The 20,799-nt window shown below is 44.3% G+C and carries 13 protein-coding genes; 7 read left to right on the top strand and 6 right to left on the bottom strand.

Features of this window, described 5'->3' with window-relative positions; translation table 11 throughout:
• The first annotated feature begins 222 nt into the window (after nt 1-222).
• The 7 genes from M2419_RS03720 to M2419_RS03690 all read left to right on the top strand — a co-directional run bounded on the left by M2419_RS03720 (nt 223) and on the right by M2419_RS03690 (nt 10,550).
• Complete coding sequence (locus tag M2419_RS03720) at nt 223-810, top strand: RNA polymerase sigma factor (RefSeq protein WP_153846251.1); 588 nt, start codon at nt 223-225, stop codon at nt 808-810.
• Nucleotides 811-876: 66 nt separating this feature from the next.
• Entirely contained in the window at nt 877-2,070 is a 1,194-nt protein-coding gene (locus M2419_RS03715; RefSeq protein WP_259254248.1) for a FecR family protein, read from the top strand.
• Between the two features lie 115 nt (nt 2,071-2,185).
• Nucleotides 2,186-5,557, top strand: a complete 3,372-nt coding sequence (locus tag M2419_RS03710; RefSeq protein ID WP_259254247.1) for a SusC/RagA family TonB-linked outer membrane protein — start codon at nt 2,186-2,188, stop codon at nt 5,555-5,557.
• A 43-nt stretch (nt 5,558-5,600) separates the two neighbouring features.
• The gene (locus M2419_RS03705) at nt 5,601-7,094 is read left to right on the top strand and encodes a RagB/SusD family nutrient uptake outer membrane protein (protein ID WP_120332417.1); all 1,494 of its coding nucleotides are present in this window, start codon (nt 5,601-5,603) and stop codon (nt 7,092-7,094) included.
• A 12-nt stretch (nt 7,095-7,106) separates the two neighbouring features.
• Entirely contained in the window at nt 7,107-7,919 is an 813-nt protein-coding gene (locus tag M2419_RS03700; protein WP_201667630.1) for a DUF4843 domain-containing protein, read from the top strand.
• Nucleotides 7,920-9,371, top strand: coding sequence for a PKD-like family lipoprotein (locus M2419_RS03695; protein WP_153846246.1), 1,452 nt, complete (start codon nt 7,920-7,922; stop codon nt 9,369-9,371). It abuts the gene before it with no gap.
• Nucleotides 9,372-9,407: 36 nt separating this feature from the next.
• Nucleotides 9,408-10,550, top strand: a complete 1,143-nt coding sequence (locus tag M2419_RS03690; RefSeq protein ID WP_153846245.1) for a TlpA disulfide reductase family protein — start codon at nt 9,408-9,410, stop codon at nt 10,548-10,550.
• 123 nt (nt 10,551-10,673) lie between these two features.
• Here M2419_RS03690 and M2419_RS03685 read toward each other — a convergent pair whose 3' ends face one another.
• From M2419_RS03685 to M2419_RS03660, 6 genes are all read right to left on the bottom strand, one after another.
• Nucleotides 10,674-11,525 (bottom strand): sialate O-acetylesterase, encoded by an 852-nt coding sequence (locus M2419_RS03685; protein ID WP_159727892.1) that lies wholly within the window; start codon nt 11,523-11,525, stop codon nt 10,674-10,676.
• A gap of 71 nt (nt 11,526-11,596) precedes the next feature.
• Nucleotides 11,597-13,327 (bottom strand): RICIN domain-containing protein, encoded by a 1,731-nt coding sequence (locus M2419_RS03680; RefSeq protein WP_153846243.1) that lies wholly within the window; start codon nt 13,325-13,327, stop codon nt 11,597-11,599.
• A gap of 31 nt (nt 13,328-13,358) precedes the next feature.
• Complete coding sequence (locus M2419_RS03675) at nt 13,359-15,044, bottom strand: endo-1,4-beta-xylanase (protein ID WP_153846242.1); 1,686 nt, start codon at nt 15,042-15,044, stop codon at nt 13,359-13,361.
• A gap of 23 nt (nt 15,045-15,067) precedes the next feature.
• Nucleotides 15,068-16,093, bottom strand: coding sequence for a DUF5627 domain-containing protein (locus M2419_RS03670; RefSeq protein ID WP_153846241.1), 1,026 nt, complete (start codon nt 16,091-16,093; stop codon nt 15,068-15,070).
• A 16-nt stretch (nt 16,094-16,109) separates the two neighbouring features.
• Entirely contained in the window at nt 16,110-17,873 is a 1,764-nt protein-coding gene (locus M2419_RS03665; protein WP_259254245.1) for a RagB/SusD family nutrient uptake outer membrane protein, read from the bottom strand.
• A 21-nt stretch (nt 17,874-17,894) separates the two neighbouring features.
• A complete protein-coding gene (locus M2419_RS03660; protein ID WP_159727888.1) occupies nt 17,895-20,774 on the bottom strand; it encodes a SusC/RagA family TonB-linked outer membrane protein in 2,880 nt (959 codons plus the stop codon).
• Between the last annotated feature and the right edge of the window lie 25 nt (nt 20,775-20,799).

Here is a 20,799-nt window from a genome sequence, read left to right as displayed (position 1 = left end):
GGAATTGTTAATAAACAAACAAGGGTAAGTGGTTAGTTCTGGATATATTATTGATTTTACTTAGTTTTTAATGCGCTTTGCCGAAAAATTTATGGTTTACGAGTGGAAATTTTGAAAAAATAGTAGGAAGAATTTAGGGATAGGCCAATCATAGGAAGTATCCATTCTTTTTAGTTATCTTTATCCACGAAAAGATTAACCGCTAGCTAAACGAATCTACCCATGAAGTATACGAGCGAGAAAGAGCTGCTTGAAGATTTCCTAAATGGGGAGGAGCGCGCTTGCGCTTATGTATATAACCGTTATTTCAGTCGTATTTGTTTATATGCATCGAGCTTTGTAGAGGAAAGCAAAGAAGCGGAAGACATTGCCGAGGAGGGATTTATACGGTTATGGCAGAGCAAACGAAGTTTTGAAAGTTTATCCCATCTGAAAGCGGCACTCTATCAGGCCACCCGCCATGTAGGACTCAATAAGCAGACTGCCCGGCAGCGAAGGATAAATCGGGTCGATAGCTATGTGGAGCAGCAGGAACAGGATCAAAAATCCCATTTGCATGAGCTTGTCTATGCCGAAACAATGGCCGAACTCTACGATGCCATTCAAAAACTTCCACCCAAAGCACGGGAAATAATACAGCTGAGCTACCTCGAAGGCAACAGTAATCAGGAGATTGCTGATCTACTGCAGATTAATATTCAGACGGTAAAAAACCAAAAATTACGTGCCCTGGGTCTGCTGCGGCAGCATTTGAGACGAGATTCCTTTAATTACCTATTGTCATTAATCGTTCTTTTTGGGAAAATTTAATTTTTTTTTAATTGTTTTTGGTACTTTTTTCAATCGGTGTGGTATCTATAGATGAAATAGCTCAAAATGGATCCTAAAGAAGAAGAAAAACTCATCCGTATCAGTGCACTCATTCTCCAAAAAATGCAGGGAACGCTAACAGGCGAAGATCGATTTTTTTTGGAGAGTTGGCTACAGGAATCCGAAAGGAACAAACAGATCTATCAACGTTGTCTTGATGAGAAGCTGCAGCGTGATGCTTATACGCGTCTACAGGATTTTGAAACGCGACGTAATTTTGAGTCATTAAAAGCTAAAATTTCCTTCCATACTTCAAAGAAAGGACCTGGGCTCCTGAAACGTCTATTGCCTTACGTTGCTGCCGCCAGTGTGCTGCTGGCTCTTTCTGTGGTTTGGTATTGGAATAAGGATAGCAACCGGCTGGTTGAAACGCAGCGGGAGGTTGTAAATGATCGGCTTCCAGCTTCCCATCAGGCTGTTATCACACTCTCGGACGGTAGGCAATATGCTTTGAATAAAGGCGAAAAACAAGTTGTTATCGATGGCGGCGGCATACGCTATGAAGACGGACATGAAGTTGCACCGATCAATGCTGCGGTGTCTGCCAGAATCGAAACCCCACGGGGTGGTATCTACGAAGTCACTCTGCCCGATGGAACCCTGGTTAAACTAAATGCCGGGACGACACTTTCTTATCCGACAGTATTCGCTAAAGATAAACGCGAGGTAACGCTCCGTGGAGAGGCTTATTTTGAAGTTGCAAAAAAGAAGGATCAGCCTTTTATAGTTCATACCAAAAACCAGCAAGTACAAGTACTTGGAACGCACTTCAATATCAATGCCTATCAGACATCGGTACCTACAAAGACCACTTTGTTAGAAGGTAAAGTAATGGTAACGACGCTGCTCGGAAGTCAAAAAGTAACCTTATTGCCCGGCGATCAGTCTGTCAACACAGGTACAGAGTTGACCAAACATCCGGTAAACGTACAACAAGAAATGGCTTGGGTATATGGCAAATTTAATTTTGACGGAAAATCACTTCGACAAGTGATGGATGAACTGTCCCAATGGTATGCCATAGATGTCGTGTATAAGGGCGATGTGCCTAATGTTTCCTTTTTCGGTGGAACATTCAGAACGAGCAAGTTATCAACTATCCTTAAAATATTAAAAGACCAGGATCTGTCGTACCATTTGACGGAAAATGGGAAACTCATTATTGAAAAAAATGATCCTAAAGCACAGAAAGGAGGGTAATAAAGAACGAAAAATTATACTTCACCAAACGATATGAATTAACAAATTGGACAGTGGATCCTTTCATCTAATCAGTGGATCCTGCAATCTAACCTAACTAAACTAACTAGAATTAATGAAATTAAGTTGTTTTTCACAAGCGACCAAACCCCTTTTATGGCTCGTTTTTGCTGTCTTACTCCAGCTGGGCCATAAGGTAAATGCGCAAACCGTTACCTATGCCGGGCACAATGTTCCACTGATGGATGTGCTGCAGGCGGTCAAACTTCAGACGAACTATGAGGTGCTCGGAGCCAAAAAGATATTGGAATCGGCAAAGTCAATTTCAATTAAAGCGGACAAAATGCCCCTTAAATTATTTCTTGATAAAATTTTAAGTCAGCAGGAAATCGGCTACACGATTGAATCAAAGACAATTTTTCTCGAAAGGAAAGCCAGTTCACGGAAATCCGAGCCCAAAAGCCTCCCCCAGGTAGAAAAACCATCCCAGAAGCAGATTCGTGGACAAGTCCTTGGGAAAGACCAAAAGCCGCTTTCCGACGTGAATATTTCACAGGTGGGCAATACCATCGCAGTGGTCGATAAAGATGGGCATTTTTCTTTTGTCGGTACTATGCAACCGCTTACATTCAGTAGGGTTGGCTATAAAAACTTCACGCTCGCTTTGGCCGAAAACAAGGATGAGTACAGTGTAGTGATGGAGGAAGAAGCGAATGCTCTTGAGCAGGTCGTTGTAACGGGGTACCAAGTGCTAAAAAAAGATTCCTACACAGGAACGGCGATTACGAAAAGTGGCGACGAGCTGCGACAGGTAAATCCACAAAACGTCCTCCAAGCCATGCAGGTATTCGATCCATCGTTTAAATTGCTCGACAATAATCTTGCTGGATCCAATCCCAATGCCTTGCCGAATATCAATGTGCGCGGATCTTCATCTTTGCCTACTGGCGGGAACGAAGTGCTGCGGAGGGATAATATCACTACAACTATCAATATGCCGGCTTTTATATTAAACGGTTTCGAAGTGAGTGTACAGAAGGTTCTCGATCTGGATATGACCCGTATTGAAAGTGTCACGATCTTGAAAGACGCTGCTGCTACAGCCATATATGGCTCGAGAGCGGCCAATGGTGTGATGGTAATAACGACTAAGATGCCCAGGGACGGGAAATTGCAATTGACTTATACGCATGAGAGCAATATAAATATGCCGGATTTGACAGGATACGATGTATTGCATGCTGCTGATAAATTGGCCTATGAAAAACTGGCTGGGTTGTATGATGCAACAATTCAGCGCCAACCACAGGATGCATTGGATGAGCTGTATTATCAGAAACTAGCAAATGTGCTTGGCGGTGTTGACACCTATTGGCTGTCACAGCCAGTACGGACCGCGGTCGGACAAAAGCATGGTCTCTATCTAGAAGGTGGGTCGGAAAGTTTTCGCTATGGCGTAGACATGCGTTATCAGACCAGACCCGGTGTGATGAAGGGATCGGGAAGAAATCAATATTCGGGTGGGCTAAACTTTAGTTATAACCTAAAGGATAAATTTAGATTTCAGAATGAGCTTGCCGTAACCGTGGTAGACGGGCGTGAATCGCCCTATGGAAATTTTGCGGATTATGTAAGAATGAATCCTTACTACCGCATGACAGATGATCAGGGCAATATTATACAGGAGGCGGATGTATGGACAAGGGTTGCAAACTCAGGTAGTGCACAACGGGAATACGTCTTGAATCCACTCTATAATGCGACATTGAATAGCTTCAATAAATTGGGCTATACCGAACTGCTGAACAATTTTTCGGGGGATTTTGACCTGAGTAATGGGCTGCGTCTCCGGGGACAGGTAAGTTTGTTGAAACGTTTGAATACCGATGATAATTTCCGCTCGCCCTTAGCTAATGACTTTTATTTCTATCCTACGGCACAAACAGACGAAAAGGGTAGTTATACCAGTTATACAAACAATGAATTGTACTGGGATGCAAACATACGTCTCAATTGGATGCGTACGATTGATAAACATAGCTTCAATGTGGTGGGGGGAACCAATATACGGACAGAAAGCTATGACGAGCGTTCATTTCAAGCGATCGGATTTCCGAATGATCGGTTTACAAGTGTAGGATTTGCCAAGGGATATGCTGAGAATGCGAGCCCGTCGAGCAGTTTGGGTGCCTCCAGGTTGTTTGGAGCTTTTTTAAGTGCTAACTATTCCTATGATAACCGCTATCTGATGGATGCAACGGTCCGAATTGATGGCTCCTCAAAATTTGGGGCAAATAAGCGCACCGCACCATTTTGGTCGACTGGTATCGGCTGGAATATGCACAAGGAGAAATGGTTCGCCAACGATGTTGTCAGCCAGCTGCGGCTGCGTGCAACACTGGGGCTGACGGGATCTGTGCAGTTCGATCCTTACATGTCGCGGACAACCTATAGTTACGATAAAAGCAATTGGTACTCATCGGGGCTGGGAAGTATCGTGCGTAACTATGGCAATGAAAACCTGACCTGGCAAAAGACCCAAAGTACCGATGTTGGTCTTGATCTAGGCCTTTGGCACGATCGTCTGACCCTTTCGCCACGCTACTACCATAAGATAACCCGTGATATCTTGGCTGATATTAACCTGGCACCTTCTACCGGATTTAGCTCTTATAAAGAAAACCTGGGGGACCTTGAAAATAAAGGATTTGAGCTCAATGCCAATTGGATTGCCCTTAAAAACGAAAAATGGACTCTGAGTCTATTGGCGAATTTGGTGCGGAACAGAAATAAAATCGTCCGTATTTCAAACGCATTGAAGAGCTACAACGAACGTGTCGACGAAGCTCAGCAGGGAACTGATTTAATGGCTGTTCCTTTGCTTCGTTATAAAGAAGGGCAATCCCTCGACGCTATCTATGCCGTTCCTTCTTTGGGTATCGATCCCGAGAATGGAAAGGAAGTTTTTATTAAAAAAGACGGGACGTTGTCGTATGACTGGGATGCAAGGGATATTGATGTCGTTGGAGTAGCTACACCAACAATGGAAGGATTTTTCGGAGGGACACTTCGCTATAAGCAATTTATGATGGTCGCTTATTTCCAAACGCGGATAGGAGGTAAAACCTATAACCAAACCTTGGTAGACCGTGTCGAAAATGCCGATCCACGCTACAATGTGGATAGCAGGGTTCTGGAGGAAAAATGGAAAAATCCTGGCGATGTTACCTTTTACAAAAGTATTCAGGATTTGGGACAGACAAGAGTGTCCTCGCGTTTTATTATGCCGGACAACTTATTTGCCCTACAGTCTCTTAATCTTTCTTATGATGCAGGGAAAGCGCTGTCGAAAAAATTGGCGCTGTCAAGCCTGCGTGTCGGCCTTGTTGCAAATGATATCTTTCGTTGGTCTTCGGTGAAAGTGGAACGTGGAATTACGTATCCATTTGCCCGAAGTTTGACTTTTACCCTACAGGCAGGATTATAAAAGATGGTAAATCCCATCCGAAGGATGGAAAAAATATGTACAGATGAAGAATTTAACTATAGTTTTAATACTGTTCACAGCCCTGAGTACGCTTTCTTGCTCCAAGTGGCTCGATATACAACCAGAAAGCGAAATTGACAAATCAGTTCTCTTCTCCACCGAAGATGGTTTCAAGGAAGCCCTGATTGGGGTATATACGCGTTGTGCAAAAGATGATCTCTATGGTAAGGAGCTAACCATTGGAACACCGGAGGTATTGGTCCAGAACTATGCATTATCAAGCAATGATCCGTTGCGTTATCAGCAGACAAAGTTGTTTAAATTTAATGACGGTAATTTTATTGGCCGAAAGGACAATATCTGGAAAGGTCTATACAATGGTATTGTTAATACCAATCTGATACTGGAGGAAATCGACCGTAAAAAACAATTGTTTACGGGAAGCAATTATCAATTGATCAAAGGTGAGTCGCTGGCTTTGAGAGCATATCTGCATTTTGATGCCTTGCGCCTATTTGGTCCGGCTCCGGTTGTAAATAACAAAATCGAAGCCATTCCATATGTAACGACCTATTCCAATAAGTCTACCAAATTGTCCACAGTGTCCCAACTATTGGATTCAGTAATCCGAGATCTGGAAGAAGCCAAAGAATTGCTGAAAGTTGACCCCATCCGCCTGAAATCCTATGTGGTTGGTTATCCCACTGTCGGTGACACGTTGAAAAATTCGGAGCTACAGGACAAGAGCCTCTTTTTACAGAATAGAAGGCACCGGCTTAACTATTATGCCGTGTGTGGACTGCTGGCACGCACCTATCTCTACAGCGGAGACAAAGTAAAGGCATTGCTGAACGCACGTGAAGTGATTGATGCCAAAAAATTTCCATGGACCAATGCCACTGATTTCCTTGCTGTCGATGCGGATAAAAAGGATCGGATTTTCTATAAAGAACTGTTGTTTGCCTGGTATATCCCGGCTATGAACAACACCTATAACAATGACTGGTTTCAGGACAACAACAGCGCGATCTATTTGGATCAGGATGAGGCAAAAACCATCTACGAGGTTGCAGGAGCCGGTGGCGGTGACATGCGCTATACACAATGGTTTGGAACAGTAAGCGTTGGAAATTCCTTTATATCATCTATTCACAAATATCGCCGGAATACGTTGGGTGACAGTTTTGCTGCCAATCTTCATTATTTGGTAGCTCCGGCGATCCGCTTGAGTGAAATCTACTATATCGCCGCCGAATGTAGCTACGAAACAGCACCCGCTCAGGCTGCAGCATGGCTTGACGAGGTCCGTGAACATCGAGGCATTGGTCAGAAAGTGGATATTTCGACAAACGCCAAACTCCGAACCGAACTACTGAAGGAATATCGGAAAGAAATGTTTGCCGAAGGACAATTGTTTTTCGCGTATAAACGGCTCAATGAACCAATTGTCGGACAGCAAGGCACTACAATTCCGGCCAGTCAACAAATTTATGTATGGCCGTTGCCGGATGATGAAATTATCTATGGACAACGGTAAATCGTAACCAAAATGAAAAAAGATACTTTATTACTTCTGCTATTGCTACTACCACTGCTGATGTTGTGTTCTTGCAAAAAGGCAGTTTTAGCGACCTACGACAGGTCGGCAAATGTTTATTTTGATTTGAGCGACGCTGATCGGGATAGCATTGTATATACTTTTGCCTACGATATGACCAAGGCGCAGGATACCATTTTTGTTCCTGTCAAAGTAATGGGATACCGTGACCAGCACACTCGGCATTTTGAGGCTTTCGTGGAAAAAGATTCATCAACGGCGCGTGCAGACCTGCACTATGATCCGTTGAAATCAGAATATCCATTGGAAAGTAATGCCGGTCGGGCCTTTATGCCTATCGTTGTGCATAATATAAGCGCGCTTGAAAGTCAATCTGTATCACTGCTCGTAAAACTTAAGGCTAGTGATGACTTTGGGGTTGAAAACCCAACACTGATACGGGCGCGAATTATTATTTCGGCCCAATTGGAACAGCCTGCCTGGTGGACCATGTGGCTCGATAATTATTCGCGGGTAAAACATCAGCTCTTCCTAATTGTCACCGAACAACGTTCGCTTTCGACGGTCGGGCTCGATGCACCCAAAAATCTCTACTTTGCAAATCTCTTGCTCATGATGCTCAACGATCCATTTAAATGGGTCAAGGATCATCCAGAAAAAAATTACGTGCTGAGCAGCAACGATAATGGACAGACCTACCAATTCTATCATGTGGACAATCCAAACCGAAGCATCTTATTAAGGAAAAATAGCGCTTCGGGTAAGTATTATTTTATAGATGAATCAGGAAAGGAAGTCAGATAGATGAAAAGAAATTTAAACAGATTGAGAGCAATACTATTTTTTGCTATTGTGCCTTTAACCCTATTGGCTTTCGAAAGCTGTTATAAGGACAAGGGAAATTATGCCATCGATATGCCTGATGGGCCGCAGATCACAGGGTTAGATACTTTGTATGAAGCATCGGTGGGGGACAGCCTTATTATAACCCCAAAAATTACCGGCATCGATGCGGCTTCAGTGAAATGTAACTGGCGAATCGATGTGCCAGAGGCACTCGTCCCCGAAGCTAACCACTACGAAGGTCCCGCGCTGCGTATCGTTTTCGGGCTTCAGGCCAAAAGATATACGGCGCGCCTTACGGTGACCAATACGGGCAATGGGATGAAATATTTCTATAATTTTAAGATCCAGGGAACGACAGCTTTTTCGCGTGGGTCACTTGTGTTATCTGTCGAAAACGGGGTTAGTAAACTCTCGTTTATAAAGCCCGATAATACTGTACAGCCCAATATTTATGAGGCGATCAACGGCGAACCATTACCGGTGGATCCTATGCATATCCATTACTTAAAAAACCAGTTTACGGGAAATACCCCCTTGGGTTACTGGATTATATCAAAACAGGCCGGCGTGCGGTTAGATGTAAACAATCTTGTTAAGGAGGCGGTAAAACCCGGTACCCTGCACGATAACTTTTTTTTGGCACCGTCAACGATTGCTGTGGGAAGTTTGTTCGCCCATCCTCAAGGGGTAATGATGGGGGTAATCAATGACAAATTTTATGGGGGAACTACAAACACCTGGGATCAATCGAACACCTACGGCATGTTTGGAACTTATGCGGATGGGGACTACGCGTTAGCACCAGAAGTAGTATTGACAACAGTAGACAATAATTATAGCGTAATCGCTTTCGAAAAAAATAAAAAGCAGTTTGTCCGAATCAATATTTACGGTAGCCCTATGTATTTTGGTACCCAGTATAGTCCCGTCAGTACTGAAATTTTTGATCCAACACAGGTAGGCATGGATCTGATCAAAATGGTGCAGATCAATAATACGGATACCTATGCTTATACGAAGGACGGGAGTGGTCATATTTATGAATTGAAGTTCAATGCAAATTTTAATGGACCATTTATGATCACCGCAATACATAAGAAGATCTTTATAAAACAAGAATGGATCAATGCGGAAACAAAGTTGGTGGCGACCCGAAATGGGTATATTTATGTGGCCTACAAAAATCAGGTATTTCGCTACAACCCGCTCAATCAGCAAGTCGATCTATTGAAAACAACCATCAAATCGGATATAAGCATGCTCAAATTAGAGGACGATGAGAATACCCTGATTGCTGGGGCAGAAGGAGCGCTGTATTATATGGATATCCGTGTTGGGAAAAATGGCGAGTTGCTCAAAACAATTGAGGGTCTTCCCGGAAATCCTGTGGATATGACCTGGCGTAACTAAAAGGAATAATATAAAAATTGAACCAAACAAAAAAATATGAAAAATTTAAAAATAGTTGCCTTAGCACTGGCATTTTTGCCTATGACATCCTTTGCGCAGCAAGCTAGCTTCCAGATCAAGGGAAGTGCACCAAAAGCTTTCAATGGCAAGAAAGTGTATCTGGATTATATAAGAGATGGATTTCCGGCATCGGATTCATCGGCTATCGTGGACGGCAGATTTAGTTTCAAAGGAACAGTAGAGGAGCCGTCTTACTCCAGGATGGTTTTTGATCAAGACAGTAAGGGGAAATTAGTCGCACAGAATATTGGCGACCGTTTATACTTCTATTTAGGCAATGAAACTTACAATATGACCATCAAGGATTCATTGCGTACTGCTGCCATAAAAGGGTCGCCGTTGCATAACGCCTATGTCGCTTATTTAAATGAAATTGGTGGTGGTTTCATGGATATCATTGATGCGGGGAATAAGGCCTTTGCGGCCGTAAAGCAAGATGCTCCCGATGCCAGCGAGCAGTATAAGGCTATTCATGAAAGGTTTGAGGCGCGTTTTGAAGCTCGCCGGGTAAAAGAGCTTGCATTTGCTGCCAAAAATCCCAATTCAATATTTGCGGTGGACGCCCTTATTGATGCGGCCAACAAACGAAAGCTCAGTGAGATCGAACCTTTGTTTTTGAAGCTGTCCAAAGAAGTGCGTCAAATGACCAATGCGCGACAGTTGGAAGCGCGTTTTCTAGCGGAGAGAAGTGTAAAAATCGGCAATAAGGCACCCGATTTTTCCCAGCCGGATACGGAAGGGAAAATGATCAAAGTATCCGATTTTAAAGGCCAGTATGTGCTTATCGACTTTTGGGCAAGCTGGTGTAGTCCTTGCCGTGCTGAAAACCCCAACTTATTAAAGGCCTATAACAAATACAAAAGTAAAGGATTGGAGGTCCTTGCAGTGTCGCTAGATGATACCAAAGGAAAAAATGCCTGGTTAAAAGCCATCAAAGATGATGGTTTGCCATGGATCCATGTCGCAGATCTAAAAGGCTGGAGCAATGAGGCTGCGGTATTGTATGGCGTACGTGCTGTACCACAAAATTATTTAGTGGATCCTAAAGGAAACATTGTCGCTATCAATATAAAAGGTGAACTGTTACACCAGGAGTTGGCCAAAATTTTTGGAAATTAATGATCGAGCGTTTTGTTATCTCTTTTAAAGATAACGAAGGAAATTATAAGAAAAGAACGGTTTAGTGATTCGGGCGGCTAGCTGCTTGTCATTCAAAGCTAGGGATTGACTCCCTAGCTTTTTTTATTTTTTTATTTTCGTCAGCAATTTAAGCATGCTTGCCGCATAATTTTTACCCAGCTGCCGGTATCCGGCAGGACTGAAGTGTAGTCCATCGCCGATACCCTGGCAACCCGCAGAAGAAATGATATGTGCAGTTGGGATAGTAGCGGGCAATGTTTGGATGATACTGTTCATGCTTGCGCATTTACCCCCTGCTTCGGCCGATAGGAGTTCACCAGCAAGTAGGGGTACATCTTCGGCTTTCAGGTGCAAATCGTGCAAGAGGTTTTCATAGACTTTTTTTACTTTATTGGGCCATTCGCGATCGCCGGTATTGGATTCCCCCTGGTGAAGTAAAATACCTTTGATAATACCTTTCTGCTGTGCCATCTTGGCCAGGACGACAAGCCTTTCATAAGGATTATTGTCATAAGCTGCAAGCATGGATTTCATCCATTCGGGTGCCTTTGCGACATAGCTTGACGTGCTATCTTGATCAAATAATTGAATATGGCAACCACCTACCGAAACATTGATGACTCCGATCTCGATATTTTTGGGAAGCTTTTCTACAAGCGTTCTGCCAAAATAATCTGCAGGTGTAAGGCCTGTGTGGCAACGCGTAAGTGGTGCCCGGGCAGGATACCACTTACCGTACTGCCGTCCCAATTCGGGGCAATCTACTGCCGCCAGCACATGAAACCGGCTGTTGGTGATGGTGTCCTGAGGTTCGAATTGTCCATGTCCCTCCATATTGGATTGTCCTAAACAAAGGTAGATATGGAAGTTCTTGTCTTGGGCACAAGCTGTTGTTCCGGTAAAACAACATACCAAGAAGATCAGTAGCAGCATTTTAAATTGTGTTTGTCGCATCGTGAAGCTTTTTATGTTTTTAAAATTAACCTATTTCGCGGTAAGTATGGCTTACCGCGAAAAGATAGTGTTTAGTTCATGGCAATAAATTTGAACTTAAATAATTGACAGGAGGTACCATAGTAATCCCAAAGCTGAAGATTGGAATTGCCGTCCATGGTACAGTTGGGTACATCCCAACCGCGTGTAGCATCTACCTTTGAGGTAATTTTGTAATAGCCATTGGCTACAGCAGTTACCTTCCAGGCCTGAGCATCATTGCTATAGTTCTGCCAAAGCCGGATGGCAGTTCCGAGCGCATTGCTATTACTCGTCAGATCAATGCAGCGATTGCTTGCACTTGCTTTTGAAACAAAGCGCCAGTATCCGTTACCGGCATCTATAGCGACCCAGCGCTGTGCATTTGCGCCATTTCTGGTCCACGGTCTGAGCACTGCACCGTTGGCATCTTCACCTGATTTTAAATCAAGTACCTTGTTGGCATCGGTCTGGAATTCGATTTCGTAAATGCCATTATTGACCAGACTAGTAACTGTACAGTTAGACATGGGGTAATTGGAGGCAGCATACTGCTGAAACCACTGTTTAGCGGGAGCAGCACAGGCTTCCCAATCATTGTTAAAAGCTGTCCCGGCGTTGGGATCCCCTTTGTGGAGCAGATCGTCGGGGGCGAGAAAGTTCCAGCTTACATTGCCGGACTGATCCACAATATATTTTAAATTTGCACCAAAACCGTTTCCGCCAGCGGTACCGGTTGATCCCGTACCAAATGTGCCATATCCCTGTGGAGCCCAGTCTGTCTCTGTAATGGCAATGGGTGCAATGTCTGCAATAGGTTTAACATTTGTATTCCAGGCATTTTGAAAAGCTTGATAGGTATTGACACCACCCCAATACCCGGGGTAGATATGTACTGCATAGCCAATGTTGCCACCCGTAATCGGATTATTGACATAGCCTTGATAATGGGACTGCCAGCCAGTTCCTGGTATCCAGCATACATTGTTGGCACCGTTATTACGAATGATATTGACCAAGGGCTGAAAGAAATTTTTCAACGCAGCAAAATGCTCGTTGCCGGTCGTCCCCCAGTTGCCATTTGTTCCCAGAATCTCAACGGGTTCGTTAGCCAATTCAAACATCACATTGTCTGCATTCTTTAGTGATGGGTGCTGCGATAGAAAAGTCCATACGGTCTTAAGATAGGTATGATAGGCATCATTGACTGCGATACGGTGTGGACATACGCCAGGAGGACGCAAGATCACATACATGCCCCGGCTGCGGGCATGGTTGATTAGTGGAATAATGACCTGATCAGTATAGGTAACCAAGCGATTATAGTTAAATCTTGAGATGTCGTCTTCAGGAATAGGAGCGCCTGGATCATTGGTCCAATACGGATCGATGTGCAGACGGATATAATTGAGATACCAACCGTCGGCCGCGCTGCTGAGTTTGTCAACGACTGCTTTATTGTAATTGAGCGCACCCTGAACATTGTAATTATCCCAGGTGCAGTAACCGGAGTTGGCACCATACTGGCAGCCATTGAACCAAGGGCTTGGCGTAATGGCTACCCCATGCAGGACAATATTATTGTCGCAGGGATCTTTGAGGTACTTGCCTCCGACATGTAGGGTCGGGGTTGGCCGCGGCCAGCTTGTAACGGCTTGCGCGGAAACATTGGATTTAAGACTTCTTTCGGATTCGCTGGTCAATGTTTTTTCTTCCAGCCGCGAGCAGCTGGAAAAAATAGCTAATAAAAAGATCAGCAATAACCACATGTTGTTTGTTCTCATAATTTACATATTTAAAGGGTGATTAATGATCTTATTTTTTAGCTAACAATGCCTCAGCAACCGCCTGATAGGCTGGCTTTCGAACGAATCCTTCGGTCCATAAACCGATGGGTTCCCCACGTCTCCAAAATGAATTCTCTTGGTCCGGACTGTCCAGTGGGCTCCATATGGTAATACCATATTGCTTATCCTTGGGAATGATCTCAAGATATTTTTCAATGACAAATTTGTACATGTCGGCCTGCTGCTGATACATTTCAGTCGTTGCATTGCTAGTCTTTATGCCATTTCCCAAACCAATATCGAGCTCAGACACTTTGATCAGCTTGCCGGTGGCGGCCAATAGGTTAAACATACTGACGATATTGTCTTTGCTTGTGTTGATGTCGATGTGCATCTGGGTACCGATCCCATCCACCTTGGCGCCTTTGCTTTCGATGTAGCTGACATACGCGATCAGTCCTTTACATTTATTGCCACTGCCTTCCAAACCATAGTCATTGATGAAAAGGAGGTCATTTGCATTGCCATATTTGCGGGCAAATTGAAAAGCTTTCACGGCATAATCTTTACCTAAGTAATCCTGCCAGTAGAACTCATCATCAGCCAGGTCGGTTTTTCCAACTCCTGTCTTCAAGGCATATTGATCGGGCCAGTCGGACATGGGCTCGTTGACCACATCCCAGGCTTTGATATAACCTTTGGTTTTTTCGAGCATGCCAGCAATAAACGTCTCAAGAGTTTTTGTGAGTATGGCGTCTTTCTCGGCAGGTGTTTTCTCAATCGTGCTACCTCCCGGGCTGCCATATCCTTCACCATTGGCGGACTGCGCTCGGGATGAATTATTTCCCCAACCGAACCAACCGTCAATATTGTTTTCAAAATCACTGTTGGCAATGAGGCTTGTTGAACTGCCAGTTTTTGTAAGCACAACCTTGTCGATGAAGATTGTTCCATCGTATTGGCCAAAATTGATAATAAAACGGTTACGCGCGGCAGTTGCAGTCACTTTAAGTTCGTATTCTTTGTAGCTTGTCGTTAATGCTAATGAGCCCATGTTGTCGCCGGTGTAATTGGCGGTGGTCTGCAGATCGATGTCAATGTTGCCCGCTTTATTGCCTCGTGCGACAATCTTCAATACATATTCTTTACCCACTTCCGTCGGGTTGATATCATAGGCGGTCTGTGCTTCCCAGGCATTGACAACAGAGGGGTTACTCATTTTTAAAGCGTGCCCCGCCAGGGCTGGACCTCCCGAACCTGGTATCACCACAGGGGCAATTAACTTATTGAGATAGGCCGCATTCTGTCCCGAGTGCCAGCAAAGGGTATGGCCATATAGCGCCATGTTGTTTTCCTGTGCGGCTGTGATAAGCTGTTCGACCCGTGATAGATTGAGACTTCCGTCGGCCTGCACAATGGAGCCATGTTTCATTTCATAGCCCATGACCATTTCTTCAAAATTTCGGTTAGCTAAGCGGTAAAGGATTCCTTTGTTAAAATAATCGTTCATATTGAGCGCAACACCGAGCTTAAATCCGGGGTTGCCTTGCTTATCCAGATAACTTTTTAATGGGTTGTAAGCATTGATATCTTCCTGCGTCAGTACTTTCTCCGGTTTATCGACGGCGTAATCCAGTGGCTGATATTTGGAACAGGAACTCCAGGCGGTGCCGAGCGAAAGTAGGATGACGATAGTTTTATTGATTTTTTTCATCGTTGTTCGTTATAGAATTGATACTACTTTTTGATGGGTGTAAATGTTTCCATTTTTACAGATCTGTCCCGCATCACGAGGGTATCCTTGCTGGTGACACTCATTTGTGTCATATCGATCGTGTAGGAAAGATAAAGTGCATCTCTGTCTGTATTACCCCAGCTGTTTTTTTCGCCCCGTTTGACAAACTTACCGGTTCCTGTAGCGGAGATGCCAGCACTTGCCGAGCTAATGCTACAATTGTTGTCGTCATCAAAAGTTAAGTTCAGATTGACATTGATATTGACATCATCAGTTCCTTTAAAAGAAAGGGGTAAGATCGATTTCTTTAGCGCTGCCGTCGTGACGCTTTTGACTTCGTCTTTTTCTACGTAGGCCTGATGTCTGACGATATTTTTTGTCAAGCTATTATTGGCACCTTTGCCGACAATTTGGTCGGTACCCCGACGCAGGTAATTGCCGTGCCAGGGATTGATATATTTGAGTGCATAAAAGATAAAATCTTTTGGTGCGACATCCCAATCGGATACAATAGCCCTATTGGCAGTCTGTAGCGAAGTTTTACCGGAGAGGATGGAATCGGCGTTAACCACTTTTGTCATCCTTAGAGGAAGTACGTAATAGGTTTCCAAGGATTTTGGGTCGGCAAAAAATGCGTCAGTCAGTTGCACTTCAACACCGGCTGTGAGACTACCACTTGGGATGTTAATTTGATTGCTGCCAAGCTGGTAGTAATTGTTGGGCAATGCGGAAACTGCCTGGCCGTTTGGATAGCTAAGGCCATTCGTAAGGCTGTTGTCGACAACAAAATCGATACGGATGTCTTTTGCATTGTTGTATACTCCTCCAGTGGTTGCCATGACTTTCACCTTATGCTGGTTGTCGAGACTGTTGTCAAAAATGTCTTCGCCTAGGGTTACCGTTCTGACTGGTGTCTGATAGGCGAAGTATACCGATTGAAATTCGAAATCTGGGAACTCCCAGTCGTTATTTTTGCAAGACGCCAGGCTTACCAAAGCCATGGCGTAAAGAAGATTGATCTTTTTCATTATGCGTGTATTAATGTTAATTCCATCCCGTATTCTGTACAAGATTGCTGTATTGGAGTACTTCACTGTACGGGATCGGACCGTAGTACATAAAGTTTTCATAAAGCCTATTCTCTACCGGAATCTCGGTATAGCTGTTGTTGCTTATACTGACTCCTTTTGCAGCAACGTTGATATCCAACTTCCAGCGACGCAGGTCCCAAAACCGAAACCCTTCAAAACAAAGTTCTAGTCTCCGCTCATTGCGGATTAGCTGCCGCATTTGCTCTTTGTTGTTTTTTACCTGTTCTAGGTAAGGATCGCCATTGTTGGCTCCTACACCCGCCCGTCTGCGAATAGCCTTGATGATGTCGTAGGCCGAGAAGGTAAAAGTACCCATGCCAGTAGGCCCCCAGGCCTCATTTGCGGCTTCGGCATAGGCCAGATACATTTCTGTCATCCGTATACGTGTATTGAAATGCATTTGTTGTGTAGAAGATGAAGGGTTGAGGTTTACATCCTGGCGCAGCAGCTTTTTCAGGTAATAGCCCGTCCGAGTAGATGTCTCGACCTTATTTAACCCATCGTTTGTTGGACTATTGGCAGCGGTATTGATAGCCGTGTTGCTTACGCCTGCTGTGGCACCATTGACAATAATGTAAGTCTTCAATCGGGGATCCCGCTTGTCGTACGGATTGGTTTTATTGTAAGCCGAATTGGCATCGTCAATGGGATAGCCATTTTCCATGGGAAAGGCATCGACCAGATTCTGTGTTGGATTGAGACGTCCTCTGCCAAACAATGTTGGCGGAAAATGGTCCTGTTCCATGCTGTTGCTATTTCCTTTGTCGGTGCGCCAAAGTATTTCGGCCGGATTGGATCCGGAGGTTAAGCCATCGACCACATCTTTATTGTACCAGGTGAATCCTTTAGGATCAATACCACTTGGTCCGCCTTTGGCCTGGATGACCTGCCCCGCATAGGTGGCGGCTTGCTCCCAGGTTGTTTTGCTGCCCTCGCTGTATGCCGGACTTGCCGCCATTAACGCTGCTCGGGCACGAATTGCCTGCGCGATGCGCTTGGTCATGCGGAGTTTGAAATAGGCTCCAAATACACGGTTGTAGTCGTCTTTATTGATTGTGCCTGCGTATTTGACCGGAACTTGACTGTCTGCACCGATGTCCTCGTAATCCATAGGCAACAGGTCTTCTGCTTTTTTGATGTCATCGTAAAGTTGCTGCATGCAGGCTTCGAACGGTGCACGACTGTGGTTAAAATCCGAATTGACATCTTCGGGAGTCAGCAGGATAGGCACACCAAGTATCTCACCGGTACTCGACTTTCCGGCATGGGATTGCAACAGGTGAAACATAAATAGTGCCCGGAGACCATAAGCTTCACCTTTCATGCGATCGTTAAACATCGTACTGACCTTGGGATCCAAGGCCCATTCTACTTTATCACTTAGGGATAAAAAATTGTTGAGGTACTGTATGGCTGCATAGCTATTGCGCCATTGGTCGAAAGGATTGTTGATGCTTGTCCATTGTCCGGTTGCTGTTTTAAGGTAAGTATTGCTTTTATCGTTGCTCACAGCATTGTCTGTGGCGACATCATCAAAGCTATAGCTATTAGCCGGAACCCGGTTGTATCCATTTAAAAGTAGCCCTTGTGCGTAAAGGGGGCGACTATTGGCTGTTTCAATTTCAAGATTATTTTCAAGAGCCGGCTCAAACATATCTTCACAGGAAGAAAATAGTAAGCTGCTTAGGATGGCTATGGTTAGTATTCTTTTCATCATTCTCGTCTTAGATAGTAAAGATTAAAATAGTGCCTTCAGTCCGATGTTGAAAAAACGCATTTGTGGTGCTTGTCCAATATTCAATTGCATCGTTTCCTTTTCTTTGGCGATGGTTAGTAGGTTGGATCCCGTGGCATAAATACCCAGTTCGTGTATAAACTTAGCATTGAATAGACGCTTTGGGAAATCGTAAGACAGCTGCACTTTGGATAGGTTGATGCGATCGGTCTTATAGAGCCAAAAGTCTGAGCTTCGAAAGTTGTTGTCACTGTTAAAGGTGGTAAGGCGCGGATAAGTTGCGGTCTCCTTGGTCGATTCTGTCCAGCGGTCACGTACGACCACTGAATATTTATCTTCCGCATCTACCCAAAAGTAAGAACTGTTTTTCATCGCTTTGGCTCCGAACTGTCCCGTTGCCGCGGCAAATAATGTGAAATTATTCCATTTGACTGTCAGGTTGCAACCTAATGTCAGTGGGGCACCGGCCCATCCGCCTTTGCCTAAGTATACTTCGTCGCGGGTATCGATGGTACCATCACCATTCTGATCTTTATACTTGATATCTCCAGGCTTGACTTCTCCAAATGTTGAAAAGGCAGCTTGGTCAATTTCACTTTGACTGTTATAAAAACCATCATGCTGTAAGCCCCAGATGGCGTCTAGTGGTTTTCCGGCTCTGTTTTGGTAAGCAAATTCATAGAGTTCGTCCCTTTTTACCGCCTTGGTCGTATAGTACATCCCGTTGAAACCCAGTGATACGAAGGTTTTGTTGATCTGTTTGTTCAGGTTGATGCCAAAGTCGACACCCCGGCGTTCGTCGTAGTTAAAATTGACATAGGGAAGGTCAGAATAAACCGGCCAGTAAGTCATAAAATACATTGGGTACTGTGTTGCCGCCTGTACCAACCCGCCGCTCATCCGATTAACAAAGTAGGACGTATTAAAGGTGATCAGGTTGTTGTAGAGCCCACCTTCGAGGTTGATATTAAATTCCTTGCGTTTCGGGAATTTCATGTTGGGGTTGTCACCCCTGCGTCTGTCAAAGGTATGGACGAGGTCACCGTCGCGCCAGCTATACCATGCTGCGTCGTTATAGGTATAATACCCCTGATAGAGGTAATAGTCGCTAATATCCAGATCCGTGTTTAATATACCTGCCGAGGCGGATAATCTTAACTCATTGACGACTTTGCTGTCGACCAAAAAATTTTCTTTAGATAGACGCCAGGCGAGCGCTAAAGTAGGAGATAGGGCTCTTCTATTCCCTTGTGGTAATTTGGCGGAATGACTGTAAGCACTGCTAAAGTCAACATAATATTTGCTTGAATAATTGTAGCCCAACTGCAGCCCTAGGTTGGCATTGCTGGTTTTGTGGTAGCTGCCGGAGGCAGCGATCTGGAACGCATTGGCCAATAGGATTGCCGATACATGGTGGTCATTACCGTAGGTACGGTTAAAGTTTAGGGACCCATTGAGACCGATGGTCTGTCTATAGGTACTGCCACTGATATTTTGGATGCCTGAAATACGGTCGTCACCATATTTTGTGAGGCTACTGATAAGGTCTTTTCCATCATAGTTGTTCCACGATGCCTGATAAACAGCATAATTGTTGTTATAGGATTGGTTGTAATTTGACTGATAATCCACAGCCAGGTTGGTTTTGAAAACCAGACCTTCCAAGATGTTTTTTAGATCAAAATTTAAACCCGTATTAAATTGAAACTGCCGATTTAGATAGCGGTTTGTGCCGCCGGCATAAACGTTTGCAAAGGCATTGGTTTGATCCAGCTGACTTCCCCCAAGGAGATATTTGCCATCGATGAGAAAATTGCTGTTGTTGACATACACCATCGAGTTGACGTCACCTTCTTCGATCATATCAATAGGAATGAGTGGAGAGAAGCGATGTGGCCGCACGGTTGCCGCTGCACCCCAGTAGTCCGCATTTACCCCTTTGGAAATATAAAAACTGGCTGCTGCATCGACGTTCAGGGAGATCAGATCATTGACTTTCACATCGATGTTACCGCGCATATTGAATCTATTGGCGCCACCATTTTTTTTCGCCTGTCCAAAATTGAGGAGGGACCCTTCAGACCAAAATCCAAAGTTGGTATAATATTGTGCACGTTGATTGCCTCCCGAGATTTCAGCGGTGGCATCGTAGCGATTGTAGTGATCTTTGATATAGTCCGATGAATAGTAATCCACGTTGGGATAACGGTAAGGATTTGTTCCGGCTGCATGTTGGTAGATTGTTTCGGCACTATAGAGTGGTGATAATCCATCATTTTGTCGAGCTTCGTTATACAATGTCATATATTCTGCGGAGCCAAGATATTGCGGATAGCTCATAGCCGCATTGATACCGCTATTGGCTCTAATTTTTATCTGTTGACTTCCGGATTTTCCGCGTTTTGTCGTGATGCTAATTACGCCTTTGGCTGCTCGGCTACCATAAAGAGCGATGGCATTGGCGCCTTTCAATACACTGACCTGATCGATTTCTGTTGGCATAACGTTATTGGCATCACGCGGAAATCCGTCCACTAATACCAAATAACCACCCATACCCCAAATATTACCGTTGTATCCCGGAATAAAGGCATCTAGATTTTCCAGACTGTTGGTGTTGTAACTCTTGTCGAGCAATTGTGGAACATTGATGGATTGTACATTGCCCATGAGGTCCTTCTTCTGAACTTTTCGGAAAGCGACCTGTACAAGTGTCGTACTATCGGTGCCAATACTGTCCGGACCAACAAATGTCGAGCGCTCCGGAAAAATATTTTTATGTTGTCTAATGGTTGGATTAAGTGATTCTTTCGCCATTCCTTCAGCGGTAGCTATCCAACTTAATCCAAGACATAGTGCTATTCTTAATTTTTTGTACTTCATTTTTTAAATGATTAAATGAAAAACT

The sequence above is a fragment of the Sphingobacterium sp. BIGb0116 genome (genome assembly GCF_024808035.1).
GTDB classification, from domain to species: domain Bacteria; phylum Bacteroidota; class Bacteroidia; order Sphingobacteriales; family Sphingobacteriaceae; genus Sphingobacterium; species Sphingobacterium paramultivorum.
This window is presented reverse-complemented; position numbering and strand designations above follow the sequence as displayed.

Excerpts from the sequence above, each read along its gene's own strand:
- M2419_RS03720 (WP_153846251.1), top strand. The coding sequence starts at position 223 with ATGAAGTATACGAGCGAGAAAGAGCTGCTTGAAGATTTCCTAAATGGG.
- M2419_RS03715 (WP_259254248.1), top strand. The coding sequence starts at position 877 with ATGGATCCTAAAGAAGAAGAAAAACTCATCCGTATCAGTGCACTCATT.
- M2419_RS03710 (WP_259254247.1), top strand. The coding sequence starts at position 2,186 with ATGAAATTAAGTTGTTTTTCACAAGCGACCAAACCCCTTTTATGGCTC.
- M2419_RS03705 (WP_120332417.1), top strand. The coding sequence starts at position 5,601 with ATGAAGAATTTAACTATAGTTTTAATACTGTTCACAGCCCTGAGTACG.
- M2419_RS03700 (WP_201667630.1), top strand. The coding sequence starts at position 7,107 with ATGAAAAAAGATACTTTATTACTTCTGCTATTGCTACTACCACTGCTG.
- M2419_RS03695 (WP_153846246.1), top strand. The coding sequence starts at position 7,920 with ATGAAAAGAAATTTAAACAGATTGAGAGCAATACTATTTTTTGCTATT.
- M2419_RS03690 (WP_153846245.1), top strand. The coding sequence starts at position 9,408 with ATGAAAAATTTAAAAATAGTTGCCTTAGCACTGGCATTTTTGCCTATG.
- M2419_RS03685 (WP_159727892.1), bottom strand. The coding sequence starts at position 11,525 with ATGCGACAAACACAATTTAAAATGCTGCTACTGATCTTCTTGGTATGT.
- M2419_RS03680 (WP_153846243.1), bottom strand. The coding sequence starts at position 13,327 with ATGAGAACAAACAACATGTGGTTATTGCTGATCTTTTTATTAGCTATT.
- M2419_RS03675 (WP_153846242.1), bottom strand. The coding sequence starts at position 15,044 with ATGAAAAAAATCAATAAAACTATCGTCATCCTACTTTCGCTCGGCACC.
- M2419_RS03670 (WP_153846241.1), bottom strand. The coding sequence starts at position 16,093 with ATGAAAAAGATCAATCTTCTTTACGCCATGGCTTTGGTAAGCCTGGCG.
- M2419_RS03665 (WP_259254245.1), bottom strand. The coding sequence starts at position 17,873 with ATGATGAAAAGAATACTAACCATAGCCATCCTAAGCAGCTTACTATTT.
- M2419_RS03660 (WP_159727888.1), bottom strand. The coding sequence starts at position 20,774 with ATGAAGTACAAAAAATTAAGAATAGCACTATGTCTTGGATTAAGTTGG.